We start from the raw sequence: 24,926 nt of genomic DNA, 5'->3' as shown, positions 1-24,926 counted from the left end.
GTATTTATGAAATTTGAAGAGTTTACATATGAAAGACCAAATCTGGAAGAAATAAAGCCAGTTTTCGGGAAAGTACTTCAGAAATTTAAAACGGCTTCGGATGTCTCTGAACAGGTGGAAGCCATCAAGGAAATGAATGAAATTCGTCTTAGCATTGATACAATGCAGAACATTTGCTATATCAGGCATTCCATCGACACAAATGATGCCTTTTATAAAGAAGAGCAGGAATATATCGATAATATGATGCCTGAGGTTTCCGGCATGGTGACAGAATATTATCAGGAACTGGTAAATTCCCCATACCGTCAAGAATTAGAGGATAAGTGGGGGAAACAGTTGTTTTCACTTGCAGAGAGTGAAATCAAGACTTTTTCTCCTGAGATCATCACTCTGCTTCAAAAGGAAAATAAGCTGTCTTCCCAATATACAAAATTACTGGCTTCTGCCAAAATCCCCTTTGATGGCGAAGAGAGGACATTAGCCCAAATGGGTCCCTTCACTCAATCCGTGAATCGCGGGACAAGAAAAGATGCTGCCCTGGCCAGCGTCTCCTTCTTTGAAGAGAATCAGGAAGAATTAGATCGTTTGTTCGATGAGCTAGTCAAACTTCGTCATGAGATTGCGACGTCATTAGGGTATAAAAACTTCGTTGAACTAGGGTACTATCGCATGACAAGAACAGATTATACACCAGAAATGGTAAAGGTATTCCGCGAACAGGTGAAGGAGCATATCGTTCCTCTTGCGACAGAGCTGAAAGAAAGACAGGGAAAACGAATTGGAATCGACTCCATGAAGTTTTATGATGAAGGATTTAAATTCACTTCGGGAAACGCATCCCCTAAGGGAAATCCTCAGTGGATAATTGATAATGGAAAGCAGATGTACGAAGAATTATCACCTGAAACAAAGGAATTTTTTGATTTCATGATCGAACATAACCTCATGGATTTAGAAGCGAAGAAAGGGAAAGCCGGAGGAGGTTATTGTACGTATATTGCAGGGCATGAATCACCTTATATCTTCTCGAACTTCAATGGCACGTCGGGAGATATCGATGTATTGACCCACGAAGCTGGTCATGCGTTCCAAGTTTATTCAAGCCGTGGATTCGATATTCCGGAATACATTTGGCCTACATACGAAGCGTGTGAGATACATTCCATGAGCATGGAATTTTTCACTTGGCCATGGATGAATTATTTTTTTAAGGAAGATACGGATAAGTATCAATTTTCTCATTTAAGTGAAGGGCTTCAATTCCTTCCGTACGGTGTTGCAGTTGATGAATTCCAACATTTTGTATATGAGAACCCTGAGGCTACTCCTCCTGAACGTAATGCAGCATGGAGAAAAATCGAGAAAGAGTATCTGCCCCACAAGGACTATGATCATGTTTCATATTTAGAGAATGGAGGTTTTTGGCAGAGACAATCTCATATTTACAATTCACCATTCTATTATATTGATTATACACTTGCTCAAATCTGTGCTTTTCAGTTTTGGAAGAAAATGAATGTTGATCGTGAAGGAGCATGGGATGATTATGTTGCCCTTTGTAAATTGGGGGGAAGCCGTTCTTTCACAGCACTAGTGGAAGCAGCCCATTTAGACTCCCCATTCCAGGAAGGGACAGTTGAAAAAGTGATTGAACCAATAAGAAAATGGTTAAATGGGATCGATGATACATCCCTATAAACGAATTTCGGCAGCCTGTATTTAATACGGCTGCTCTTTTTTTCTTCTATTCTATTGTGGTTGAATTCTCAAAGAATTATCTTCTTTTGCTTCTGTTTTCCCCTGCTTGTACATAAGGTGAAGTAGAAGGTGTCAGAGGTGATGGGATGAAAAAAATTGCTGGATCGTTTCAGATAGCTGCAGTATATGTGGGAACTGTCATAGGAGCCGGCTTTGCCACGGGAAGGGAAATTGTAGAGTTTTTCACCAGGTTTGGTTTTGTCGGATTTATTGCCATTTTACTAAGCGGATACTTATTTATTACCATGGGGACCAAGATCATGCTCAAATCCCATGATATTAAAGCGAAGTCCTTCGAAGAATTTAACGAATACTTATTTGGAAAATGGTTTTCAAAGATCATGAATATCATCATGATGATCATGCTGATCGGGGTTTCAGCCGTGATGCTATCGGGAGCAGGGGCAGTTTTCCAGGAGCAGCTCCTATTATCCAAACAATTAGGTATTTTGTTGACCATTGCTTTAGGTTTTTTTACGATGATGGTCGGCATTAAAGGGTTATTTGCTGTGAATACGTTTGTTGTTCCCCTTATGATTGTCTTTAATCTTTTCCTGATGGTATATTCTGTTCGCCATGCTGAATTTTTAGACGCATTTTTGATGATCCCTCATGCTGAAGATGGATGGAAATCGGTTGTTGCCCCTTTTTCATATGTAGCCTTTAATTTGGCCATGGCACAGGCTGTTCTTGTTCCAGTTGCCGGAGAAGTAAAGGATCGGGAAGTCATTAAATATGGGGGATACCTAGGCGGTTTTTTTCTTACACTCATTTTGATCTCCAGTCATATCACCCTTGTTATGATTCCTAACGTCACACAATACCAGATTCCCATGGCCGTTGTGATGAAGTCATTTGTTTCCGGCTTTTACATTGTTTATATCCTTATTATTTATGGTGAGATTTTTACTTCCGTCATTGGGGGTGTGTTCGGTCTCGAGAAGCAGCTGAGCAGTTATTGGAAAGGACCTTCTTTACTGACTTTTACAGGTATTTTCCTGATGATTTATTCTTTAAGTTTCTTCGAATACAGCGAGCTCTTATCCTATTTGTACCCTCTATTTGGGTATATGAGCCTGTTATTCATCATTCTTCTCTGGATGAAACCGAATAAATAATCCTCAAGGAGAGTAAAAAATGTGTCTGCTGCCCATGTTAATAGAGAGTAAATAAACAGAAGGGGTGGCAAACATGACACAGTCCAAGCATGAAAAGGAAAGACAGTGGAATGTACGGAAAGAGGAGCAGCATGCTCATGGGAAAGTTTCTTCTTTTAAGGAGCTTTCTGAAGAAAAAAAAGAAAAACAATAAAATAAAAACGGATGCCTTTGGCATCCGTTTTTATTAGTCTATGTGTCATTATCGTGATGATAAGCGTCTTTGGTTTTGTATTCTTCAGGAAAGTACTTATTTCGCACTTCATCTTTATCCCAATCCTTCTTCCCACAAACAGCTGCCAGTTCGTCAAGATGTCTCATAAGGTACTGCATATCAAGATCCTGCAGGCTCTCATAGTCGATGCCTTCTAAAATATAATCCTTAAATGTCCAAACCAGCCTCTTCGTTTCTCCACTGTTATTCTCACCGATCATTCTCAGGGAACGCATGATTTCTGCAATGATGGATACATCCTGTTTCCCGTAATGCCTTAATTGGTAAAAGCTTTTGTATAAATAATCGACAAAGGTCGGCTGTTCTAATATGATGCGCACCTGGTTTTCATCATCTGTCAGATATGAGCTTGGAAGCTTGTGTTTAGCAAGCTTTGAAAGGATGATTCCGATTTCTTCTATGCAGTTCTTGGCAGTATTCGGGTCATTGATAGCGGGGGAAATGGCTCTTAAGGCTATCTCCACAAGCTTACGTATTCCGAGTTCAATGTCTTCCATTGGTTCTTTATCAGGACCCAACACAAGGTATTCCAGGTAATCTGCAACGTTTATGTCTTCATTCGTGGTCCAAATTGTCATTACAAGGGTTTCCTTTAGTAAATATTCGCCAGGTGTTTTCACCATCCGGACGATGCTCTTGTCCTTCCAGGCTTTCTTGATCATTCGTTCAATATCAATCTGCTGTAAATATCCGGATGCCTCGCTGTACACATTCATGGGCTCGGTTTCTTTAAAGAAGATTTCATTGAATGTGGATGGCTCTTCTTGAATGGCATTTTTTCTGTACAGATAGCTATTATCAATTTTATTATTTGTTTTAATGGTGATGTTATGGATTAAATTACTCACCTTCACCCAATTGGACACATGATGAACAAAATAAACGAAAACAAATAAACAAATAACCGCCACTACACCTGCAAAAGCCGAAGAAATATATAATTCTTGACCGGATTCATCCTGGAGTAGGACCAGCAATGTGATGCAATATACTACACCTGAAACAAGGATGGCAAGCACTCGTTGAGTCGGCCGATCGTTGATGAAATTCTGTAAGGTCCTGGGTGAATATTGGGACAGGAACGTTGTGAGAACAACCATGATGGTTGAAAAGGTAATGGTCGTCATAGTCATGATTGATGATGCGATGGTACTGATAATCGTCATGGATAGGTTGAAATTTGAAAACAAAACCTTAGGGAATATGGGGTAATGATGCTGACTCAACCACCAATCAAAATAAAAGGTGATGAGTGAAAGACATAAGGATACCAGCGAGAATAAAAATGGCACAAACCAAAAGCTTTTTTGCGCTTTATTAAAGATATGTATGTTCAAGTTCATAAACAGGGCTCCACCTTACGAAACAGTATGCTATAAGAATATCCTCAAAGCCGTTCCCGTAAACCTTACTATTAGGTAGGTCATGAAAAAAGGCGGAGAGAATCCCTCCACCTTAAAAGAAAATATCTTTAACTATTATGCCTCTATGATTTTATAGTTTTTGTGATTAACCACCGTCTTTTCTTCTAATTCTAGATCACGATAATTTTTCATATAGGTTAAATCGACGATTACTGAATTTTCATTCACTTTTTCAACGATTCCTTTTAAGCCATCTCTAAATTCTATCACATTTCCGATTTCTGCTTTTTTCATGAAGGTCGCTCCTTTATTGGCAAAATTCTACAAACAATTACTAATATTTTGACGTAAAGTTATGGAAAGGTAAAGAGTTTTCTAAAAATTTCATTTAAAAAATATGACTTGAGCTTATCGTCCTTTTATAACTACAATAGAAACAGTGAGAATGGAGGTAAGGATATGAGCGAAACAGAAATTCTTGAACAGTTGCAGTTATTACGTACAAAAGAAATAGAGGAAATAAAGGTGATGAAAGATGACTTTCTTGCCTTTCGATCAGTGCTTGTGAAACAGGATGATTTTAAACAGTTCCGAGGTATAGCTAAGCAAGGTGGGAATATCCACTTTCAATATCTTGATATACCGAGAAGTTAAAAGGCAGTGGGGGAGATAATCCTCCGCTATTTTATTTTTTCGGGATCTGGGGCTTTGGAGTCCATCTGTATACAATCATTATATGAAGGAAGCTCATCTTTTAGTAGCAGGTTTACACGGAAGACAACGCTTCGCAAAATAACCGATACAATAAATTATCGTTCGGGTACTTTTTTCTTTTCTCCATGTGGAATTAATAGTAAAATAGAGTAAAGAAAAAGAGGTGATGTTGATGAAAATCGTGGCTCAAATTGAGATGGTACGGTGGAAGATGATAGATTCCGGCATTCGTTTGGGGCTAAGCAGTCCAACCACCATTCAACTGAGTAAAGAGCTGGATGCTTTGATCAATATTCATCAGCGTAATGATACTAAAAATACAACTCAAAACAAAATCATTCAATAAAACAAATAGAAGGGTTAACCTCTTGAATTTCTTCTCTTTTCTAAGAGAGAAATAGAAAAGGGTTAACCCTTTTCTATTTCATTAAAGGAGATTGAATAGCTATGGCAAGGGGTATCCTTTTATAGAAGCAATTGATAAAAAAATGAAGGGAGATGGGGAGAGTGAAGGATCATGTTGTATGTATCACAGGGGGAGCCAATGGAATTGGGAAAACTCTCGTAGAAGAATATGCTAAACAGGGTAGTATTGTAGAATTCATGGATACGGACGGCGAAAAGGGAAGAGAACATTCCCAAAGGCTTAATGCGGAAGGATATACAACCGTATTCCATGAAGTGAACGTTGGAGTGCCAGCAGAGGTAAAAGTCGTTTTCAATAAAATTAAAGAAGATTATGGTGGTATGGATGTTCTGATTAATAACGCCGGAGTATCCAGGTTCATGTCCTTTTGGGAGATGGAACCTGATGACTGGAACAACATATTATCATCAAACTTAAGCAGTGTATTTTATTGCAGCCGGGAAGCAGCCTTATTAATGAGGGATCGTGGAGGATGTATTATTAACATGGCTTCCACAAGGGCTTCTATGTCTGAACCGGACACAGAAGCCTACTCAGCTACGAAAGGCGGCATTGTAAGTCTTACCCATTCACTGGCCATAACTCTGAGTGAAGCGAAGATTCGCGTCAATTCCATCAGCCCCGGTTGGATTCAAACAGAAGATTATGATGCATTAAGAAAAATTGACCATGATCAGCATCCTTCAGGCAGGGTGGGGAAACCGGATGACATTGCGAGAGCTTGCTTATTTCTTACCCATCCCGATAATGATTTTATAACGGGAGAAAATCTCGTTGTTGATGGTGGGATGACGCGGAAAATGATTTATAAGCATTAATGAATCGAGTATCAGGGTTTTGCGGTTCAATGGTCCTATCCCTTTCTTAATACGACAATATTGATGAGGCCGATGAATAGAACAAATAGTACGCTGACAATCATGCTACTTTTCACTCCTATTCTCTTTTATTTTCATAATATGGGAGTGATGTGGAATGAGTTCGGGATCTTTGATAAGAGTTTGTAAATATTCTTTCAAGGTAGAAATAGAGTAGATCACACACCGAAACGGTGGAGTGGTCTTTTTTTATAAAAAAGGGATAATTTAACAAAGTCTTATGATAAAATGTGATATATAGTATTGTTAGAAAATTAAATCAATAGTATTGAACGTAAACGAGGGGGAAAAAGGATGAATCAATTGGATTCAATTAAGAGAGAAATGAATAAAGTGTTAGTGGGTAAGGACAAAGAGATCGACCTGTTGTTGATTGCCTTGCTTCAGGAAGGACATGTCCTATTGGAGAGTGTGCCCGGTACAGGTAAGACTTTACTCGCAAAAACATTCAGTCATTGTATTGATGGCACATTCAAAAGAATTCAATTCACTCCTGACGTGTTGCCGAGTGATGTGACAGGTATACAGTTCTTTAATCCCAAAACACAAGAATTCGAATTAAGAACAGGACCCGTGGTTACGAACGTCCTACTCGCCGATGAAATAAACAGAGCCACACCGAGAACGCAGGCGAGTTTACTGGAAGTGATGGAAGAAAAGCAAATCACAATTGATGGAGAAACCGTCCCATTAGAGCCACCCTTTATCGTGGTGGCGACTCAGAACCCTATTGAATCCCAGCAAGGAACATTTCCTCTTCCAGCTGCTCAGCTGGACCGCTTTTTATTGAAGATTCCGTTTACATATCCTGATTTTGAAGAAGAAAGAATGATTTTAACCCGTTTTAAAACGAATCAGCCTCTCAATGAAGTCAAAAAAGTGGTGTCACTATCTGAAATTCTGGAGATGACGAATATGGTAAAACATGTGCATGTTGACTCAGATATAGAGGCTTATATTTTACAGATGACCAGGGGGACACGGGAGCACGAATGGATAGAGACTGGTGCCAGTCCAAGAGCCAGCTTGGCATTGTTAAAAGCATGTCAGGGGCAAGCTTTTATCGAAGGGAGAGATTTTGTTCGTCCTGAAGATGTGATGGAAGTAGCTCCCTATGTGTTGCAACATAGAGTCCAATTAACTGCAGAAGCTTCTTTAACCAAGACGAATGAAGAAGTAACGAAGCAAATAGTAGAAATGGTCAATCTTCCGGTTGAAATGAGGTAGTGGATGTGGAATGGGAACGTGAAATCATAGAAGATCCATATAATTCTCTGAGTGAAATTCTTCTCATTTTTGCTGGAGGAGCCTGCTTTATCTTTCAATCTTATATCGGACTAGTCATTTTTCTCTTCTGCTTCTTATATTTTAGGGCTCATAAGTGGTATTTGGAGAAAATAGGGATTGGGATCGAGGTGGAAAATAACCCTACACGTGTGAAGCTACATTGTAATGAGCAGGGATACTTGGATTTCCATGTTAATAATCGTGGTCTGCCGGTTTGGGGAGCCTCTCTGAAACTATCTTTTAAAGATATTGTTGAGCCTATTTCTCATCATTATGAATCATATCATGGCAACATGATTGAAGTGACTGTCCCCTTCTCCATTAAAAAAGGAGAAAAAGGGAGGGTCCGATTGCCGATTAAAGGCAGCAGAAGAGGGCTTTGTCGTTTAACAAGGGTACAACTGGTCATTCCCCATCTGTTTGGAAGCGGCAAGGTGATCATGAATTTACAAGAACCTGTCTCATCGACAATGATTGTTTTTCCTTCTTCTTCTCCAGTAAAACTTCTGAAAAATAGGGACTCGAATCGAAATGGTGAATTATCTTCACCTCACTCTCTATTCTTCGATGTTTTTCAACCAATTGGTACAAGAGAATATGTTTCCGGCGATCGTTTTCAAGATATTCATTGGAAGGCATCAGTAAGGACCGGTCAATTGCAAACAAAGGTATATGCTCCATCTATAAAGAAGGAATGGATGATTGCTATTAATCTTTCGGACCGTTATTCTATAACCGGTCAGCTTGAGTCCATCATCAAACATACAGCTTTCTTAATGCATCTCGCTGTAGAGCAAAATATTTCGTTTTCACTGGTGTTAAATGCAAGGAGTCTGGGAATCACGCCCTTCTATTATTTACCTGCAGGTACAGGAAGAAAGCATCAGCAAAAAGGACTGGAACTATTAGCAACTTTATCGACGGATGAGTTTACTATTCCTTTTCATATCGTGTTACAACACCTACATATGAGACAGCTAGTTCCGTCTGTCTTTATTGTGGCAGGAGCAATGGAGGCCAGGGAAAGAGATAGATTGGTGAAGATCTCCATTAAAGAACCGGAAATCTTCATGTTGAACTCAGATGAAGAGCAAGGAGTCGTGACAATATGGAATCATACATTGAAAATTCCTTCTTAACAAAACATTTTAATAAGCTCATCGTAAAGCTGGTAGTGTTGCTGGGGGTAGACTTATTATTCTCTCTATTAGCTGTAACTTTTTTCGTACCAAGAGAAAAATTCCTGGTGAGTTACTTGCCTATTGTCAGTCTGGTAACGATTTGTTTTTTTTCTTGCATTATTATATTTGTAAGATGGAAACGTGTGAATCAATTCATTTTATACGCTCTTTTGTTCGTGATGCTTGTATTAGGAATCTACACCTTCTCAGCATCTTGGTGGCTTTTATCTCTATTATTGTTATTTCTCCATTGGCGATTTGTTTCCCATTTTCAAAGTGAGGATAGTGACATTGATATTAATAGTGGAGCGGTACTTGCATTCATTTTAGTCTCTATCGTATCTTTACTATTCGGATCCAGGAATGATTTGGGGAATGCGACAATTATCTATTGCCTGCTCTTTATGTTGGTGGTTTTTATTACAATCGGAACAGCGGTTCAAAGAATGATGAACCAGGCTGATTCAGAATCTAAAATATATAGACAATTTTTAAGGCCGTTTGCCATCCTACTGGTTGTAATCATCGGCGGTGGTTTATTGGTTTTTTTCATTCCTTTCTTAAGGACAGGCTTCTATTGGGGTGTTCAAAAATTCTTTTGGGCGATTTCATTTTTGGCAGATCCGGTTTTTAATCTATTGCTCAGAATAAGGGATTGGATCATGAGTCTCATTTCGAGAGATACATTGGAAGGGGTGGGACTGAAACTGGAAACGGCAGATATAGAATCAGCCCAGCAAAATGCATTTTATGAAGGAATATCAATGCCATGGATAAAGTGGGTTTTAATTGGAATCTTCCTTTTGATTTTCATTATGTATGTGTTGAAAAAGAGAAGGGTCACTCTTGATACAAGTGATGAGGAAGGTTCGTCCCCCCTATTGACTACGTTTAAATCCGATTATAAAGAGGAGGGGAAACAACACAATATAGCTGCATATTCAGATGCAAGTAACACCATCCGTAAGAAAATGAAGAATTTGGAAAGAGAAGCCTCCCTGGCTAATACGGGAAGAAACTTTAATGAAAATGTTCGTACATGGTTTATGAGAATGAACATTTTTGAAGAAGAGCATTTTTTTGTACTTTATGAAAGGGTTAGGTACGGAATGAAAGATCCAAGTCTGGAAGAAGTCGAATACTTTACCAGGCGAATAGAGCTCCACATTGCTGAATTGAAAAATAGGATAGACCAATAGTAGAAGATAAACAGAAAAGAGAGGCACGTTTTCTCTAGCATTGACTTCTTTAATTTTTTCCTCCAATGGTATAAATAATTAAGAGGTGAGCATTTTTATTTTATTGGAACTAAAGCAATTATTTACAAAATACAAACTGAATATTATAAGCCTTTTCCGTTCTAATCTAGTTTCTTCAGCATATGCTAGAGAAAGAATGATAGGAAAGGAAGGATTCAATATGAAATACGAAATAGAGCAGGCGCTGCGGGTCAAAAGCCTAGCCATCGATGTAATGGAAGAACTGATGAAAGATGATGGGAAACATAGTGTTCAAGAATTAAAGCAGCTGTCAGAGTTATTCTCCCGATGTATCTGTGATCTGGTGAATGTATACACAAACACTTCTGAAGATCACGAAATGATCCTGAAAGGAACGGTTATAAAGGCAAAGATCGGCTATAACCTCATGAAGCCACAAACGGTAGAAAAAGAATAGTATGACAATGAAAAAACTGACTCATACTAAAAACTCCATCTCAGATAGAAATGGAGTTTGAAAAAGGTCGGTTTTTTATTTGTCATTGACAGTAAATCATCAAATTTTACATAATTAGGTTCATAACAGTGGCAAATTTATGAAATACTAAAAAAATCAAGCTTTACAATTGTGTATATCTTCATTGCATGCTATTCTTTTTTATTGAACAGCTTTATAGGAACAATGGATTAATCACTAGAAGTAGTTGACGTTTTCATCATAATCCATTACTTTTATGAAGCAACTAAAAACAAGATATTTGAAGGAGTCGATTTTCATGGCACAAAAAACATTTACAGTTACAGCTGAAACAGGAATTCACGCTCGTCCGGCAACTCTACTAGTTCAAACGGCAAGCAAATTCGACAGCGATGTACATCTAGAATACAAAGAAAAGAAAGTAAACTTGAAATCAATCATGGGTGTTATGTCTTTGGGTGTTGGTAAAGGTGCAGAAATCACAATCATTACTGAAGGTAGTGACGAAGAAGAAGCGTTAAACAGCTTGCAAGAAACGTTGAACAAAGAAGGTTTAGCTGAGTAATGTCCAGTCTGTTAAAAGGAATTGCGGCATCAAATGGTATTGCCATAGCGAAAGCGTATCGCTTAGTCGAACCTGACTTGAGCTTTGAGAAGAAAAACGTAGACAATGCTGAGCAGGAAGTTTCACGCTTCCAGGAAGCTATTTCAACGTCTAAAACAGAGCTTGAAGCGATCCGTGATAAAGCTAAAGTTGATTTAGGGGAAGATAAAGCTCAAATCTTTGAAGCACATCTTCTTGTCTTAAGCGACCCGGAACTACTGACACCGATTGAAGACAAAGTCAAATCAGAAAATGTAAACGCAGAATTCGCCCTTAAAGAAACGGCGGATATGTTCGTATCCATGTTTGAATCCATGGACAATGAATACATGAAAGAACGTGCAGCTGATATCCGTGACGTGACAAAACGCGTCCTTTCACACCTTCTGGGCGTACAGATTGCCAACCCAAGCATGGTATCAGAAGAAGTGATCGTGATTGCAGAGGATTTAACTCCTTCCGACACGGCACAATTAAACCGTGAATTCGTTAAAGGATTTACAACAGACATTGGTGGAAGAACATCTCACTCTGCCATTATGGCCCGTTCCATGGAGATTCCGGCTGTAGTGGGGACGAAGTCCATTACTTCCTCTGTTGAAAATGGTGATATGATCATCGTGGACGGATTAAATGGAGAAGTACATATTAATCCGACTCCGGAAGTCATCGAAGAATATAAAAAAGAGCATGCCCGTTATGAAGATCAAAAAGCTGAGTGGGCCAAACTTGTGAACGAACCAACGGTATCCAAGGATGGGGAGCATGTTGAGCTTGCTGCCAATATAGGGACACCGAAGGATCTTGAAGGGGTGATTAATTACGGCGGAGAAGGTGTAGGTCTGTATCGTACAGAATTCCTATATATGGGTCGTGATGAATTACCGTCTGAAGACGAGCAATACGAAGCTTATAAGGCTGTTTTGGAAGGTATGGAAGGGAAACCTGTCGTGGTTCGTACTCTTGACATCGGTGGGGATAAAGAGCTTCCTTACTTAAATCTGCCTAAAGAAATGAACCCGTTCCTAGGGTATCGTGCAATCCGTCTATGTTTAGATGAACAGGATATCTTCCGTACTCAGCTCAGAGCCCTATTAAAGGCAAGTCCTTTTGGGAATCTGAAAATCATGTTCCCGATGATTTCAAATCTTCAAGAGTTCAGAGAAGCGAAAGCTATCCTTGAAGAAGAAAGAAAAGCTCTTCTTGAGAATGGGACAAACGTAGCCGATCATATTGAAGTGGGAATCATGGTGGAAATTCCCTCTACTGCTGTCATGGCGGATATGTTTGCCAAGGAAGTTGATTTCTTCTCGATTGGAACCAATGATTTAATTCAATACACAATGGCTGCGGACCGCATGAACGAGCGCGTTTCATATTTATATCAACCGTATAATCCTGCCATTTTACGTCTTGTGAAGATGGTCATTGACGCGGCACATAAAGAAGGCAAATGGGCAGGTATGTGTGGGGAAATGGCTGGAGATGAGATTGCCGTACCGATCCTACTTGGATTAGGTTTGGATGAGTTCTCAATGAGTGCCACTTCCATTTTACGTGCACGTTCTCAAATTCGTCAGTTAAACCGTACTGAAATGAAAGAACTTGCAGAACAAGCCCTTCAATTAGACACCAATGATGCGGTCATTTCTGCCGTGAAAAAAGCAACAACAATGGAATGAATTTAGGTTTTTTATAGTGAATTTGAGGGTATATATGGGAAATATAGGCACACCATTTAGGCCTATTTATTCTCATTTCCCCCTTACTTGTGGATTGAAGGAACGTATAGTTCTTTCAATCCTTCTTTATTTATAGAGGGAGTACTTACTTATCAAGATATAATAATCCAGGTTGTTTTCATGATATTGAAAAAGGCAGAACCTTGTTTCCGGGAATTCACTTGTTCATTATACTTTATGAAAGCGCTTTTTTAAAGTGTTTTACTAAAATAACTTTTTTTGTAAACGCAGCGTTAAATTCATAAAATGTTGATTTTCAAAGTGATCTTATTATTTCTTTTATAAAAAAGATAGAATGGTGGTTTATGATTTGGAAAAGCGGGTATTCTATAACTAAGCATGAAATTGGAGATTAATTTCTCACTAACACCCCCTTTTCCTTTTTTTTGAACTGACTCAGTTAGCTGTGTTGGTTCTTTTTTTTTGTCTCTTTATTTTGCCGATGAATAGCACACCAGATGTAGATGAATAATAACCGTGTGCTTATCATTCATAGGATAAGCAGAACAAAAAGGGGTGCATCAAAAAATGGCGAAAAGAACAAAAAAGAATGATCCACAACAAAAAAATAAAAAAGGCTTTGATTCATCAAAAATCAACGCTGAATTTGCCCATGAAATAGGAAGTGCGGCAACAAATAAAATACACAAAGACAAAGCGAAAAAAGAAAAAATATCTAAAAACAACGGTGAGTATAAAGGGTAATGATGGAGAGGGACGGACCTATAAAAAAGGTCCGTCCCTCTCATTAGGTCTGGATGAAGGATTGAAGACGGTTGAGGCCTTCTGTCAGTTGATGCATGGAGCATGCGAATGATAGGCGGAAGAACCCCTCGCCGAGCGGGGAAAAAGCGTCTCCCGGAACGACTGCGACCTTCTTTTCCTGAGCCAGGGCAAGGGAAAAGTCAAAAGAGGTTAATGATAATGAATCAGGTATTTTCACGAAAAAGTAAAAGGCACCGTCGGGTTTGACAACTTTCTCAAAGCCCATAGCAATGAGTCGGTCGTAAACGTAGTCCCTTCGTTTCTTATAGTCATACTTCATCTCCAATGCATCGTCCTTTCCATCTGTCAGAGCTTCATATGCAGCCTTTTGAGAGATGGAGGAAGCACAGGATACGTTGTATTGGTGTACCTTTAAAAGATGCTTTGAAATGGCTTCCGGGGCAAAGATAAGGCCAATCCTCCATCCTGTCATACTATGTGATTTTGATAAGCCGTTGACGACTATCGTTTTTTCTCTTAAATATTCAGCTATGGAGTGATGTTGCCCATCAAATGTGAGTTCACTATAAATCTCATCAGCCAATACAAAGATGTCACGGTTCTTAAGTAAATCCGCTATCTCTTTTAGTTCTCCCTTTGATAGGCTAACCCCTGTCGGATTGGAGGGGTAGGGGAGGATAATGCATTTGGTTGAAGGGGTTAAGCTGCTTTCAATAAGAGCCGCATCTAATTTGAAGTCATTTTGGGTGATATCAATATGGACAGGATTTGCTCCGCATAATTTTATGATTGGTTCGTATCCCGGGTATACGGGTCCGGGGAGGAGACAGTCGTCTCCCTGGCATAATATTGTGCGAAGAACCACATCGATTCCCTGGGAAGCTCCATTTGTGACGATGACTTCTGCATGAGGGTCATAACGTATATGGTATTTCTCTTTCACGAATGCCGCTGCGGCTTCACGCAATTGGAGAAAACCTGCATTATGGGTGTAAGAAGTGAAATTATCATCAATAGCTGCTTTTCCAGCGTCTTTAATATGTTGAGGGGTGGGGAAATCAGGCTGACCGATTGTTAGGGAGATCATGCCTTCGATATCAGACACCATGTTGAAAAATTTACGAATGCCTGAAATTTGAATGTCCCTTACCAGGGGATTTATATGCTGTTCCAATATGTACACCTACTTTATATAATTTTGATTCATATTTTAACACTAATTTAACCTTTTACGTAGAGATTTTGTTTGAATGAAGGAGAAAAAGGGAAATGATAAAAAATGAAATTAGTCGGATAGGGAGAGCCTTATGATACGAACAAGCATAATAAAGGAAAATGGGGATATTCAAAGCGATGTACCTTTATCCAGAATAAAAGAAAAAGACGTAAAATGGTATTGGGTGGATTTTTCAGAACCTACCAGCAAAGATATCCGGTTACTTAAGTTGTATTTTCGGTTTCACCCTCTTGCGATTGAGGATTGCTTGGACGACTTCAGTCAGCGTCCTAAACTCGATTTTTATGATCAGTACATATTTGTCCTCTTACATGGAATAAACCAGAAGAACCTTGAATCCCATGAGGTGAATATGTTCGTGAACTCGAGATTCATTGTTACTTTCCATAAGGAGTCAGTTAAGGAATTAAATCAACTATGGGAGAGAGTGATAGAGGAAGGGGGACAACTCAGTCCATTTAAAATCATGCATGGAATCGTGGACCGCTTAGTGGATGAATATTTCCCTCTCATTTATAAGATTGAAGATCGCCTGAATACAATTGAAGATAGAACGAATGAAGGTGCAGACAGTGACCTGATGGATGAATTATTCGATATTCGACATGATATGTCAAAACTCAGGCGAACACTTGTGCCAATGAGGGACCTGTTGTACCGGATCAGTAACTCAGGAAGATTAGATACGCTGAAAGAAGAACAGCTATACTTCAATGATGTGTATGATCATCTGATAAAGCTGGTGGAAATGCTGGAGTCTTATCGTGAATTTTCTTCCGATATACGTGATAACTACCTATCAATAAATTCAGACAAAATGAATAACATTATGATGACCTTGACCGTCATCACGACCATTTTCATGCCCCTTACTTTTATTGCAGGCTTATATGGAATGAACTTTGTCTACATGCCAGAACTAGATGAGCGGAGAGGATATTTTATCGTTCTTGGGATTATGGGCCTAATCGCATTGATCATGTTCAGTTTCTTTATGAAAATTGGCTGGCTTCGCTTCAGCACGAAAAAACGAAGGAAGCGGAGAAGGCTCCTTCGTTTAAAATAAGATGTTCTTTAAGCGGGTGTTTCGTATATGGAATACCTGCTAAATCATGGAGGCTAATCTTCCTTAAGCCATCCTCTTTTCACGCCTGTCCCCACCCATTCCTTTACCAGGGCGTAAATTTGCGGGGAGATATCTTTCATCCACGCATTGCGGTTTAGTACCTGGTGCGAGAAAATCTGATGCTCCAACCATGATTTTCCTTCTGTAGAGACATTCAGGAGAAGGGGGTGAATGTGGTCGATTATGGACGCATAAATAGCCTCATTGGTCTTTCCTTCTTCAAATTCTTCCCAAAGAGCTCTGAACTCGTCTCTTGCTCTTTCAGGCAGCATCCCAAAGATTCGATCCGCTGCAAGCCCTTCCCGCTCCCTCTTGTCTTCATATCCCTTTGCATCAAAGGCATAAGTATCACCTGCATCTATCTCCACAATATCATGCAGAAGCAGCATCCGGATGGAAGTGAAAAGGTCTGTATCCTGCTTTCTTTCGTATACTTCAAATAAGGTCATGGCCATCACACTTACATGCCATGAATGCTCCCCGCTATTTTCTCTTCGGCTTCCGTCACTCACGTACGTCCGACGATTGATGGCTTTTAATTTGTCCACTTCTTTAATGAATTTCATCATATCATGTAACATGAAATAACCCCCAATCATTGTATTTCCATTTTCATTATGAGGAGATTTTAAAAAACGTGCAACTGTTTCGGGAAACAATCAAGTAAAATTGCTTTAAAAAAGTGGATTTTTTCGTGAAAAAACGTTATATTGGTTGAGGACAAAAGAAGAAGAACTGGGGCGATGTTCCCGAGAGGTTCTAGCACAACCCTCTATAAAAAACTAAGGAAAACGACATCCTTAGGTGTCGTTATTTTTTGTTAGTGGCAATCGAGAGCCTATATTATAGAGTTTTAAAGAATCTCTTTCTTCATTGCATGGCGAATGGGCCGGTAGAAAAGAAAGGAGAACCTTATATGAACACAGATAAAGCATTAGTCGTATTTAGCGGAGGTCAAGATAGTACCACGTGTTTATTTTGGGCAAAGAAAGCATTTAAAGAAGTAGAAGCAGTGACATTTAACTATGGTCAGAGGCATGTTGCAGAACTTGACTGTGCAAAAGAGATTGCAGAGGATCTGAATGTAGCCCACCATGTATTAGATATGAGTTTATTAAATCAACTGGCACCAAGTGCACTTACAAGAGCGTCTGAAGAAATTACCCATAAGGATGGCGAATTACCGTCCACCTTTGTTCCGGGAAGAAATTTATTATTCCTGTCATTTGCAGGCATATTGGCAAAGCAAATCGGAGCGAAGCATATTGTGACAGGTGTATGTGAAACAGACTTTAGCGGTTATCCTGACTGCCGTGATATTTTCGTGAAATCGTTGAATGTCTCCCTCAACCTTTCCATGGATGACCAATTTGTCATTCATACTCCCCTGATGTGGATCAATAAGGCCCAAACGTGGGGATTGGCTGACGATTTAGGGGCTTTTCATTATATCCAGGAGAATACCCTTACCTGTTATAACGGGTTGAAAGGCAGTGGGTGTGGAAAATGTCCCGCTTGTGAACTTAGGCAAAAAGGATTGGAAGAGTATGTAATTGACCGAAAGAGAGGAGAGGGGCTATGATTCAACAAATTTATCCTGCTCCCGACCATCCTTATGAATTTGAATTAAATAAAGATATGCATTTTGCAGCAGCGCATTTTATTCCGCATGTAGAGGCAGGAAGTTGTCAGGAGGTTCATGGTCACACGTACTTCGCCAATATTACGATTGGGGGAGACCAGCTCGATGATTCTGGATTCCTGATTAATTTCCAACATATAAAGAATCTGATCCACAAACGTTTTGATCATACGTTGATCAATCAGGATGAGCTGTTCTCTTCGGAAAGTAATAGGGAATTTCCCACAACTGAAGTGGTCGCGAAAGTAATGTGGGAAATCATTCAATCCCATTTAGACTCACTTCCCCATCGTCCAAGATGTCTTCAAGTGTTCTTAAGGGAGACACCTACAAGCTATGTCATCTACAGACCGAAGGGGAGACAAGCATGAAGAAGTTACCCGTTTTAGAGGTTTTCGGTCCAACCATTCAAGGGGAAGGGATGGTCATTGGTCAAAAAACGATGTTCGTCCGTACCGCGGGCTGTGATTACAGTTGTGCCTGGTGTGATTCAGCCTTCACTTGGGATGGATCAGCCAAAGATGACATAGAGCTCTTGACAGCTGAAGAAGTGTGGAAGAGGCTAAGGGAGATTGGAGGAAATCGATTCTCCCATGTAACGATTTCCGGCGGAAACCCTGCTCTATTATCTAACCTTAAGGAGCTAATTGACCTATTGAAGGAAAATGGCATTGAATCAGCACTTGAAACTCAGGGAAGTCGATGGCAGGATTGGTTTTATGATATTAGTGATCTGACTATTTCCCCCAAACCGCCAAGTTCAAGGATGGAGACCGACTTTATGAAGCTTGATCATATTGTTCATCGCTTATCGGAAAATCGCTCACAATTCAGTTTGAAAGTGGTTGTTTTTGATGATAAGGACCTAGAATATGCGACAAATATACATCATCGTTACCCTGATGTCCCTTTTTATATCCAAACTGGCAACCCTTCCGTGGTAGAAGGGGACACAGCCAAGTTGGTTACAGATTTACTGTTTGATTATGAAACACTCATTGGAAAAGTGTGTGAAAGAGAAGAATTAAATAATGTTCGTGTACTTCCGCAACTCCATACTTTGGTGTGGGGGAATAAGCGGGGAGTGTAGGGTGAAAAGCGATTGATGTAATTATATTCAATCGCTTTTTTGTATTTTCGTGGATATTACTAAGGGCTGGTTCCCTCATTCTCTTGATTCCGGCTCTTATGCCCTTCTATATAAGCAAGTTCATCGGGTTCATCCGTGCCATTTGAGTTCTTTCCAATGGCGATCAAGGGTAGATTATTCTGGGCAGGGAGAATGTGATCGCTTATCTCATCGAAGTCCTGCCTGCTTTTGCCTTCAAAATCTTTTCGATCTGTCATTTCAACACCTCCTTTCCTTAGTATGTATTGGCATTGAGATTCTAGTCAGTGGGTTTTCCTTAATGGGAAGAGTCGAATGCCAAATACAGGGAACTCGACTTTTTTCATGCCTCTTGTAAAGAAGTTCATAAATTGTTCGATATAAGAAGGGAGCGGAATAATGTATGGAAGGACGAATACAATTGAATCAATCAAATGGAATACTTCTTGAAAGTGGAACAAATGAACTTGAAATTGTTGAATTCGAGGTTGCAAACAATAAATTTGGGATCAATGTGATTAAAGTTAAGGAGATCATTCAGCCGACGACGGTCATACCGATTCCCCATTCACACCCTCATGTCAAGGGGATCGTTCAATTGAGAGGAGAAGTACTCCCTGTTGTGGATATGGCAAGAGTCCTGGGAGTGGCAGAAGAGGAAACAGCAAAGTCCAAGTACATTGTTGCTGAATTTAATCAACAGAAAGTCATATTTCATGTTCATAACGTCACTCAAATCCATCGCATCTCATGGAACCAAATAGAAAAACCTTCAGAAATGTATTCTGGCGTGCAGTCGGGAATCATCGGGGTGATCAAGCGGAACGAATCGATGATCCTTCTATTGGATTTTGAGAGCATCATGCTCGAGATTAACCCTGAAACAGGGATCAGGGTAGAACAAGTTAGGAAATTAGGCAAAAGGGAGAGAATGAATAAGAGAATTGTTGCAGCAGAGGATTCACCATTACTACGAAAGCTCTTGAATGACACCCTGAAAGAAGCTGGATATGAAGACGTGGAGTTTTTTGAAAATGGAGCAGATGCATTTTATTTTTTAGAGACCCTTGTTGAGGGAAATAAAGATCTGAAAGAAAGCGTACATCTTGTATTGACGGATATTGAAATGCCACAAATGGATGGGCATCATTTGACCAAAAGAATCAAAAACCATCCAAAGCTTAAAAACCTGCCCGTCATTATTTTTTCATCTCTTATCACTAATGATTTAAAACACAAAGGCGAGGTGGTGGGGGCTGAAGATCAAATCAGCAAACCTGAAATAGCAGAGTTGATTTTAAAAATCGATAAGTACATACTGTGAATTTCTGAAAAAAAGGGTTCTGACCATTGTCAAAACCCTTTAGGGGATATATGCGTTACTGTACTAAAATCATTGGGTATTAAAAGAAGCTGTCGCCTAGCTTTTTAAATACAGGCTTTTGATATTGATTTTTACCCGACTTTCGTATTCCGTCAGTATGATCGGACATTCCTGTATACTGTTCCAAAATTCCTTTTGCCTGCTGCAAGCCCATTTTACATTTTGGGTTTCTTGAACTTTGATCAAGTGTTCCCAGATGTGGAAGCTCTTTGAAATCTTCCTTTAAAGGGGGGAGATGGAAAGTATATTCTCCACAATCTATCAACACATCTGACTGCTGTTGACTATTTTTGGGGTTTTTAGAGAAGTGAAGTCCAACTTTTTTCGCCTTACCTTCTCGAATCATTTTCATTAAGGCTCGCTTTTTTAATGAATATAAGTATTTTGGGTTACCTGCTGTTTTCGCATGGCGATTCACAGTGAAAATAGCTTGAGAGAGGGTAGTGACGGATGTGGAAGAAGGGGTGGTTTTACTAGTGTTTCTCAAGTTATTGGCTCCTTTCTAATGTATTCATCTTTATTATAAACCCTTTTCCTATGATTGGAAAGGAAAGTAGGGGAGTTTATTGATTAAGATGTTGCTTGGAAGAAGTATGAAATTTCGGAGCGGGTAAGGAAAGGTACTTGTGGGGAAAGGTCATAAAGGCTCTACCCAAACAATGCATGGGTACATTTTTAGGCGAGCCTGTTGATTATCTTCCGGGGTATATATTAATATTCTCCGTAAGGTTATACGGTGATGATTGATAATTGTTAACACCATAGGGTTGCTGGTATCCAGGATAAGGGTACCCTCCATAAGGTGGATAAGGCGGATAGCATGCAGGGCCATAGCATGGTCTATTGAATAGGAAAGGGCTGATGGCCAATCCCGCTAAGCCACCGGCCAGGAATGGTAATCCGAAGAATGGGAAGAAACGCTGCTCGCCTCCTCTATAGGCTGGATAGCTTCGGTAAGGGTAATATGCGTGTTGGTACATAAACGTAAAAACCTCCTCTCTCTATATTCAGTCTATGGTTCATGTTCAACCTGTGCGCCTGTCTCATATATAATAGGCAGAGGAAGTGGATAACGTAGACATTTTAGGCTGAATCGAGAGGGGAAACAGTGTATATTCTTACAAGAATGCAGGGAGTCATGGATGAACCAGTACCATTGAAACGAAATTCATGATGTAGATTAAAACATAAGCATAAAAGGATGACGAATCCATGAAATGGACAGATAGTACCACAATCAGTCAAGATCAGAAGTTCCTGGATACTGTGCTGAAGGAATTAATTTTAGATCATATACACGATATGATTTTCATAATGAAGGTTGAAGAGGGAAAAGGATTCAGGTATGTATATGTAAATGAATCTGCGAAAAAGTATACGATGATCCAACAGAAGGATATGGGGCGTTACTTAGAGGAAGTGATCCCTGTTGAAATGGCAGTGGATTTGAAGAAAAAATATTTGGAACTGGTCGAAACAGGAGAACGCATCATCTATCAGGATGCATTTTATGTGAAAGGTTATAAAGTGATAAACGAATCCATCCTTACTCCAATTAAGAATGAAGTAGGCCTGGTAGACTACGTTATTTCCATTACGAGAGATATAACCCCCTCAATTGAGGAAAAAAAGAAGTTGGTGAAAGCGAAGGAACGATACAAATCAATCATTGAACATAATCTTGATGCCATTTTTATACTGAACTCACAAGGAATCATCAGGGAGTCAAATGCGGCGGGCTGCTCTCTTTCAGGGTATTCAATAGATGCCCTGGCCAATATGAATATATTTGATTTATTCTACCCACAAAATAAAAAATTGTTAGAAGGTGCCCTCTCTCAATCATTACTGGGAAACCCTTCTTCGATTGAACATTGTCTTCTAATGAATGAAAAGGGAGAAGAAAAAGTAACTCAATTGAAAATAGTCCCCATCGTGGTAAAGGAAAAGTGTGATGGATGCTATATTATTGTGAAAGACATCACGTCGCATTATGAACAAAGTGAAATGATTCATTATATGGCTTTGCATGATCAATTAACTGGCCTTTGGAACAGAAAGGCATTGGATGATCATGTACCCTTAATCATACACAATATGGAAGAAAGAGGAGTTGAGCTATCACTTTTATACCTGGATCTGGATCGGTTTAAATTTGTGAATGACACGTTAGGTTTAAAAGGTGGGGACCGTTTTCTTAAAAAGATTACAGAACGCTTGATCACTTTGACGAATGAGGATTGTTTATTGTACAGGCAAGGGGGAGATGAATTTATCTTCCTTTTGAAGAATTGCAGCTTTGAAGATACCAAGACAAAAGCAAAAGAGATCCTGGCGTTATTCGTAGCCCCTTTTATAATGGAGACACAGGAATTTTATATTTCTCCCTCCATCGGCATAAGTCGCTACCCTGCAGATGGTTATGACTCTAATTCCCTTATCCAGAAAGCGGCACAGGCTCTATTTGAGGTGAAAGAAAAAGGAAGGGCCCATTATCGTTTTTATCAAACCCATATGAAATCAAGCTTTCCAAACTACATAATAATGGAATCACACTTGAGAAAAGCGATAGAGAAGGGCGAATTGTACATACATTATCAACCGCAGGTCAATTTGTCCACTGGTAACATCGACAGTTTTGAAGCGTTGATCCGCTGGAATAACCGTAAGTTTGGTTTCGTTTCTCCTGCCCAATTCATTCCTCTGGCAGAAGAAACAGGCTTGATTCATCAAATTGGCGAATGGGTTTTGGAACAGGTATGCATACAGTTGCAAAAATGGAGAGTCAAGGGGTACAGGTCAGTCCGCGTGGCAATCAACATATCCCCAAAACAATTCCAGCAAGAGCATTTAGTGGACACCATTGATTTCTATTTATCAACGTATAAGATATCCTCTTCCTGCATAGAAATTGAAATTACGGAGGGAGCCATGCAAGATACTCAGCAAACGTTGAAAATGTTAAAAAAGCTTAAAGAGCTCGGAGTATTCATTTCTGTAGACGATTTTGGTACGGGTTACTCCTCTCTTCATTATTTAAAACGATTCCCCATCGATATATTAAAGATCGACCAATCCTTCGTAAAGGAGATTGGAATGAATCAGAAGGACTCTGCCATAACGACTACGATTATCCATCTTGCCCACAGCCTGGGACTTGAAGTCATCGCAGAAGGGGTTGAGCGCGAAGGACAGGTTGACTTTCTGAAGGAGGCGAAATGCCAGAAAGCTCAAGGTTATTACTTTAGTAAACCGATAGGACCAAAGGAAATCGAGCAGCAGCAATTTGTTCTTATGTAATGGCCGGTTGGTATCAAAATCCCTTTATGGAAATATGTCGTTCACACTAAATGATTGACAGGAAAATTCCTATGACTTATTTTAAAGTGAGGAGAGTAATAGGTTCATTGAAAGAAAGCCGTCAGGATCACTTTTAATATGAATCACAGTTCCGAATGCTTTATGAAGGAGAGGGATTATGAAAAAGACAAAACGTATGGAAATCCTCTTTCTCCCTACCGAAAGAGGGACGATTAAAGTATATGTATACGGCTTTAAATCTCCTCGATCTTTAGGCCAGGTAGTTGTTTCATATAATGATGTTTCAGTTGAAGCAAAAGGATATAAGAGAAATAAAACAATAATTAAGGCACTAGCCCAATTACACGAACTCATAGTGAATAACTTGGATAGTTAGCTTCTTAGACTGATTTTTAAGAAAATACCATTTTCTTAAAAATCAGTCTTTTTTCTTTAAATATGGTTGTAATGCTTCTTTGTATGATAAAATATGAGTGAGTATTCATTCATTGACAGGGGGAGTTACATATGGGAGAAAAGCAAGTTGTAATCGTAACAGGCGGTTCGAATGGTATGGGGAAATATATGGCAAAGCACTTCGTGGAAGCCGGTGCAAGTGTCGTAGTCACAGGAAGAAATGAAGAGAGGCTTAAATTGGTAAGAGAGGAGTTCTCATCTCTTGACGGTAATATAGAAGTATTTCAAATGGATGTAAGGGAGCAGGAACATGTTAAAGCAATGGTTGAGTTTACTGTAGAGAAATTCGGTAAGATCGATGTTCTCATTAACAATGCTGCTGGAAACTTTATTTGTCCTGTAGAAAAGCTAACCCCAAATGGCTGGAAGTCTGTCATTGACATTGTTTTGAATGGAACATTCCTTTGTTCACATACCGTAGGAAACTATTGGATTGAACAAGGTCAAAAGGGATCCATCATTAACATGGTTGCAACATATGCCTGGAATGCAGGCGCAGGTGTCGCTCATTCTGCTGCAGCAAAGGCAGGCGTTTTATCGTTGACACGAACCCTTGCCGTTGAATGGGGCCACAAATATGGTATCCGTTCGAATGCGATTGCCCCTGGACCTATCGAAAGGACCGGCGGGGCTGAGAAGCTTTGGATTTCAGAGGAAGCAGCCAAGAGAACCATTGACAGTGTTCCATTGAAACGTTTGGGAACACCGGAAGAAATTGCAGGACTTGCCTTCTACCTTGCCTCTGAAAAAGCGGCCTATATTAACGGAGAGTGCATTACCATGGATGGCGGTCAATGGCTGAACCCATTTCCATTTTGATTTATAAGACTAATTAATCAAGTACTTCCTATAAAGCTTTCTCTATTCATGTCAAGTCG

At 39.6% G+C, this 24,926-nt stretch carries 28 protein-coding genes and 1 riboswitch; of the genes, 21 read left to right on the top strand and 7 right to left on the bottom strand.

Annotation, left to right across the window (positions count from 1 at the left end; all coding sequences use genetic code 11):
• The first annotated feature begins 6 nt into the window (after nucleotides 1-6).
• From BAA9072_RS13360 to BAA9072_RS24260, 3 genes are all read left to right on the top strand, one after another.
• Nucleotides 7-1,701 carry a M3 family oligoendopeptidase gene (locus BAA9072_RS13360; protein ID WP_201715191.1) on the top strand — a complete coding sequence of 565 codons (1,695 nt, stop codon included), beginning with the start codon at nucleotides 7-9 and terminating at the stop codon, nucleotides 1,699-1,701.
• Nucleotides 1,702-1,847: 146 nt separating this feature from the next.
• Complete coding sequence (locus BAA9072_RS13355; protein ID WP_201715190.1) at nucleotides 1,848-2,879, top strand: YkvI family membrane protein; 1,032 nt, start codon at nucleotides 1,848-1,850, stop codon at nucleotides 2,877-2,879.
• 73 nt (nucleotides 2,880-2,952) lie between these two features.
• Nucleotides 2,953-3,072 (top strand): DUF6254 family protein, encoded by a 120-nt coding sequence (locus BAA9072_RS24260; protein WP_230980864.1) that lies wholly within the window; start codon nucleotides 2,953-2,955, stop codon nucleotides 3,070-3,072.
• A 38-nt stretch (nucleotides 3,073-3,110) separates the two neighbouring features.
• On the opposite strand, the gene BAA9072_RS13350 is transcribed toward BAA9072_RS24260, so the two are convergent.
• Both BAA9072_RS13350 and BAA9072_RS13345 read right to left on the bottom strand, forming a co-directional pair.
• Nucleotides 3,111-4,496: a DUF2254 domain-containing protein gene (locus BAA9072_RS13350; RefSeq protein WP_201715189.1), complete on the bottom strand. Its 1,386-nt coding sequence runs from the start codon at nucleotides 4,494-4,496 to the stop codon at nucleotides 3,111-3,113.
• A gap of 135 nt (nucleotides 4,497-4,631) precedes the next feature.
• Nucleotides 4,632-4,811, bottom strand: coding sequence for a YkvS family protein (locus BAA9072_RS13345; RefSeq protein ID WP_201715188.1), 180 nt, complete (start codon nucleotides 4,809-4,811; stop codon nucleotides 4,632-4,634).
• A 165-nt stretch (nucleotides 4,812-4,976) separates the two neighbouring features.
• Between BAA9072_RS13345 and BAA9072_RS13340 the strand changes: the two genes are divergently transcribed.
• The 10 genes from BAA9072_RS13340 to BAA9072_RS13295 all read left to right on the top strand — a co-directional run bounded on the left by BAA9072_RS13340 (nucleotide 4,977) and on the right by BAA9072_RS13295 (nucleotide 13,753).
• Entirely contained in the window at nucleotides 4,977-5,171 is a 195-nt protein-coding gene (locus BAA9072_RS13340; RefSeq protein ID WP_201715187.1) for a hypothetical protein, read from the top strand.
• Nucleotides 5,172-5,403: 232 nt separating this feature from the next.
• Nucleotides 5,404-5,577, top strand: a complete 174-nt coding sequence (locus BAA9072_RS13335; protein WP_230980863.1) for an aspartyl-phosphate phosphatase Spo0E family protein — start codon at nucleotides 5,404-5,406, stop codon at nucleotides 5,575-5,577.
• 152 nt (nucleotides 5,578-5,729) lie between these two features.
• Nucleotides 5,730-6,476 carry an SDR family NAD(P)-dependent oxidoreductase gene (locus BAA9072_RS13330; RefSeq protein WP_201715185.1) on the top strand — a complete coding sequence of 249 codons (747 nt, stop codon included), beginning with the start codon at nucleotides 5,730-5,732 and terminating at the stop codon, nucleotides 6,474-6,476.
• A 354-nt stretch (nucleotides 6,477-6,830) separates the two neighbouring features.
• Nucleotides 6,831-7,763, top strand: coding sequence for an AAA family ATPase (locus BAA9072_RS13325; protein ID WP_201715184.1), 933 nt, complete (start codon nucleotides 6,831-6,833; stop codon nucleotides 7,761-7,763).
• Nucleotides 7,764-7,768: 5 nt separating this feature from the next.
• Entirely contained in the window at nucleotides 7,769-8,962 is a 1,194-nt protein-coding gene (locus BAA9072_RS13320; RefSeq protein WP_201715183.1) for a DUF58 domain-containing protein, read from the top strand.
• Nucleotides 8,932-10,203, top strand: a complete 1,272-nt coding sequence (locus BAA9072_RS13315; protein WP_201715182.1) for a hypothetical protein — start codon at nucleotides 8,932-8,934, stop codon at nucleotides 10,201-10,203. Before BAA9072_RS13320 ends, BAA9072_RS13315 begins: the two co-directional genes overlap by 31 nt.
• A gap of 220 nt (nucleotides 10,204-10,423) precedes the next feature.
• Nucleotides 10,424-10,681, top strand: a complete 258-nt coding sequence (locus BAA9072_RS13310) for a hypothetical protein (protein WP_201715181.1) — start codon at nucleotides 10,424-10,426, stop codon at nucleotides 10,679-10,681.
• A gap of 319 nt (nucleotides 10,682-11,000) precedes the next feature.
• Nucleotides 11,001-11,267 (top strand): phosphocarrier protein HPr, encoded by a 267-nt coding sequence (locus BAA9072_RS13305; protein ID WP_034756145.1) that lies wholly within the window; start codon nucleotides 11,001-11,003, stop codon nucleotides 11,265-11,267.
• Nucleotides 11,267-12,988: a phosphoenolpyruvate--protein phosphotransferase gene (gene ptsP / locus BAA9072_RS13300; RefSeq protein ID WP_201715180.1), complete on the top strand. Its 1,722-nt coding sequence runs from the start codon at nucleotides 11,267-11,269 to the stop codon at nucleotides 12,986-12,988. The genes BAA9072_RS13305 and ptsP overlap by 1 nt, the downstream gene beginning before the upstream one ends.
• 588 nt (nucleotides 12,989-13,576) lie before the next feature.
• On the top strand, nucleotides 13,577-13,753 hold the full coding sequence (locus BAA9072_RS13295) for a hypothetical protein (protein WP_201715179.1): 177 nt from the start codon (nucleotides 13,577-13,579) through the stop codon (nucleotides 13,751-13,753).
• 43 nt (nucleotides 13,754-13,796) lie between these two features.
• Here the strand turns inward: BAA9072_RS13295 and BAA9072_RS13290 are convergent, their stop codons facing one another.
• On the bottom strand, nucleotides 13,797-14,948 hold the full coding sequence (locus BAA9072_RS13290; RefSeq protein ID WP_201715178.1) for an aminotransferase A: 1,152 nt from the start codon (nucleotides 14,946-14,948) through the stop codon (nucleotides 13,797-13,799).
• 133 nt (nucleotides 14,949-15,081) lie between these two features.
• Here BAA9072_RS13290 and corA point away from each other — a divergent pair, with 133 nt between their 5' ends.
• Nucleotides 15,082-16,077 (top strand): magnesium/cobalt transporter CorA, encoded by a 996-nt coding sequence (gene corA, locus BAA9072_RS13285; RefSeq protein ID WP_201715177.1) that lies wholly within the window; start codon nucleotides 15,082-15,084, stop codon nucleotides 16,075-16,077.
• A 53-nt stretch (nucleotides 16,078-16,130) separates the two neighbouring features.
• Here corA and BAA9072_RS13280 read toward each other — a convergent pair whose 3' ends face one another.
• The gene (locus tag BAA9072_RS13280; RefSeq protein ID WP_230980862.1) at nucleotides 16,131-16,718 is read right to left on the bottom strand and encodes an HD domain-containing protein; all 588 of its coding nucleotides are present in this window, start codon (nucleotides 16,716-16,718) and stop codon (nucleotides 16,131-16,133) included.
• Between the two features lie 166 nt (nucleotides 16,719-16,884).
• Nucleotides 16,885-16,929, top strand: a riboswitch (PreQ1 riboswitch).
• Nucleotides 16,930-17,053: 124 nt separating this feature from the next.
• On the opposite strand from BAA9072_RS13280, the gene queC reads away from it, so the two are divergent.
• From queC to queE, 3 genes are read left to right on the top strand one after another with little or no spacing between them, the layout of a single operon-like run.
• Nucleotides 17,054-17,719 (top strand): 7-cyano-7-deazaguanine synthase QueC, encoded by a 666-nt coding sequence (gene queC, locus BAA9072_RS13275; protein WP_201715176.1) that lies wholly within the window; start codon nucleotides 17,054-17,056, stop codon nucleotides 17,717-17,719.
• Nucleotides 17,716-18,150: a 6-carboxytetrahydropterin synthase QueD gene (queD, locus tag BAA9072_RS13270; protein WP_201715175.1), complete on the top strand. Its 435-nt coding sequence runs from the start codon at nucleotides 17,716-17,718 to the stop codon at nucleotides 18,148-18,150. Before queC ends, queD begins: the two co-directional genes overlap by 4 nt.
• Nucleotides 18,147-18,869, top strand: a complete 723-nt coding sequence (gene queE, locus BAA9072_RS13265) for a 7-carboxy-7-deazaguanine synthase QueE (RefSeq protein WP_201715174.1) — start codon at nucleotides 18,147-18,149, stop codon at nucleotides 18,867-18,869. Before queD ends, queE begins: the two co-directional genes overlap by 4 nt.
• Nucleotides 18,870-18,928: 59 nt before the next feature.
• Here the strand turns inward: queE and BAA9072_RS13260 are convergent, their stop codons facing one another.
• Nucleotides 18,929-19,126, bottom strand: a complete 198-nt coding sequence (locus tag BAA9072_RS13260) for a hypothetical protein (protein ID WP_201715173.1) — start codon at nucleotides 19,124-19,126, stop codon at nucleotides 18,929-18,931.
• Between the two features lie 164 nt (nucleotides 19,127-19,290).
• Here BAA9072_RS13260 and BAA9072_RS13255 point away from each other — a divergent pair, with 164 nt between their 5' ends.
• A complete protein-coding gene (locus BAA9072_RS13255) occupies nucleotides 19,291-20,211 on the top strand; it encodes a chemotaxis protein (protein ID WP_201715172.1) in 921 nt (306 codons plus the stop codon).
• 79 nt (nucleotides 20,212-20,290) lie between these two features.
• Here the strand turns inward: BAA9072_RS13255 and BAA9072_RS13250 are convergent, their stop codons facing one another.
• Entirely contained in the window at nucleotides 20,291-20,758 is a 468-nt protein-coding gene (locus BAA9072_RS13250; RefSeq protein WP_201715171.1) for a YkyB family protein, read from the bottom strand.
• A 205-nt stretch (nucleotides 20,759-20,963) separates the two neighbouring features.
• Nucleotides 20,964-21,251, bottom strand: a complete 288-nt coding sequence (locus tag BAA9072_RS13245; RefSeq protein WP_408015237.1) for a hypothetical protein — start codon at nucleotides 21,249-21,251, stop codon at nucleotides 20,964-20,966.
• Between the two features lie 232 nt (nucleotides 21,252-21,483).
• Here BAA9072_RS13245 and BAA9072_RS13240 point away from each other — a divergent pair, with 232 nt between their 5' ends.
• The 3 genes from BAA9072_RS13240 (at nucleotide 21,484) to fadH (ending at nucleotide 24,867) form a co-directional block, all read left to right on the top strand.
• Nucleotides 21,484-23,571: a sensor domain-containing protein gene (locus BAA9072_RS13240; RefSeq protein ID WP_201715170.1), complete on the top strand. Its 2,088-nt coding sequence runs from the start codon at nucleotides 21,484-21,486 to the stop codon at nucleotides 23,569-23,571.
• A 178-nt stretch (nucleotides 23,572-23,749) separates the two neighbouring features.
• Entirely contained in the window at nucleotides 23,750-23,968 is a 219-nt protein-coding gene (locus tag BAA9072_RS13235) for a hypothetical protein (protein WP_201715169.1), read from the top strand.
• Nucleotides 23,969-24,099: 131 nt separating this feature from the next.
• Nucleotides 24,100-24,867 (top strand): 2,4-dienoyl-CoA reductase, encoded by a 768-nt coding sequence (fadH, locus tag BAA9072_RS13230; protein ID WP_201715168.1) that lies wholly within the window; start codon nucleotides 24,100-24,102, stop codon nucleotides 24,865-24,867.
• Nucleotides 24,868-24,926: the final 59 nt, after the last annotated feature.

Origin of the sequence: Rossellomorea arthrocnemi (assembly GCF_904424705.1) — a bacterium.
In the GTDB taxonomy this organism is placed as follows: domain Bacteria; phylum Bacillota; class Bacilli; order Bacillales; family Bacillaceae_B; genus Rossellomorea; species Rossellomorea arthrocnemi.
Note: the sequence above shows the minus strand (reverse complement) of the source record. Positions and strands in the feature narration are given on the sequence as shown.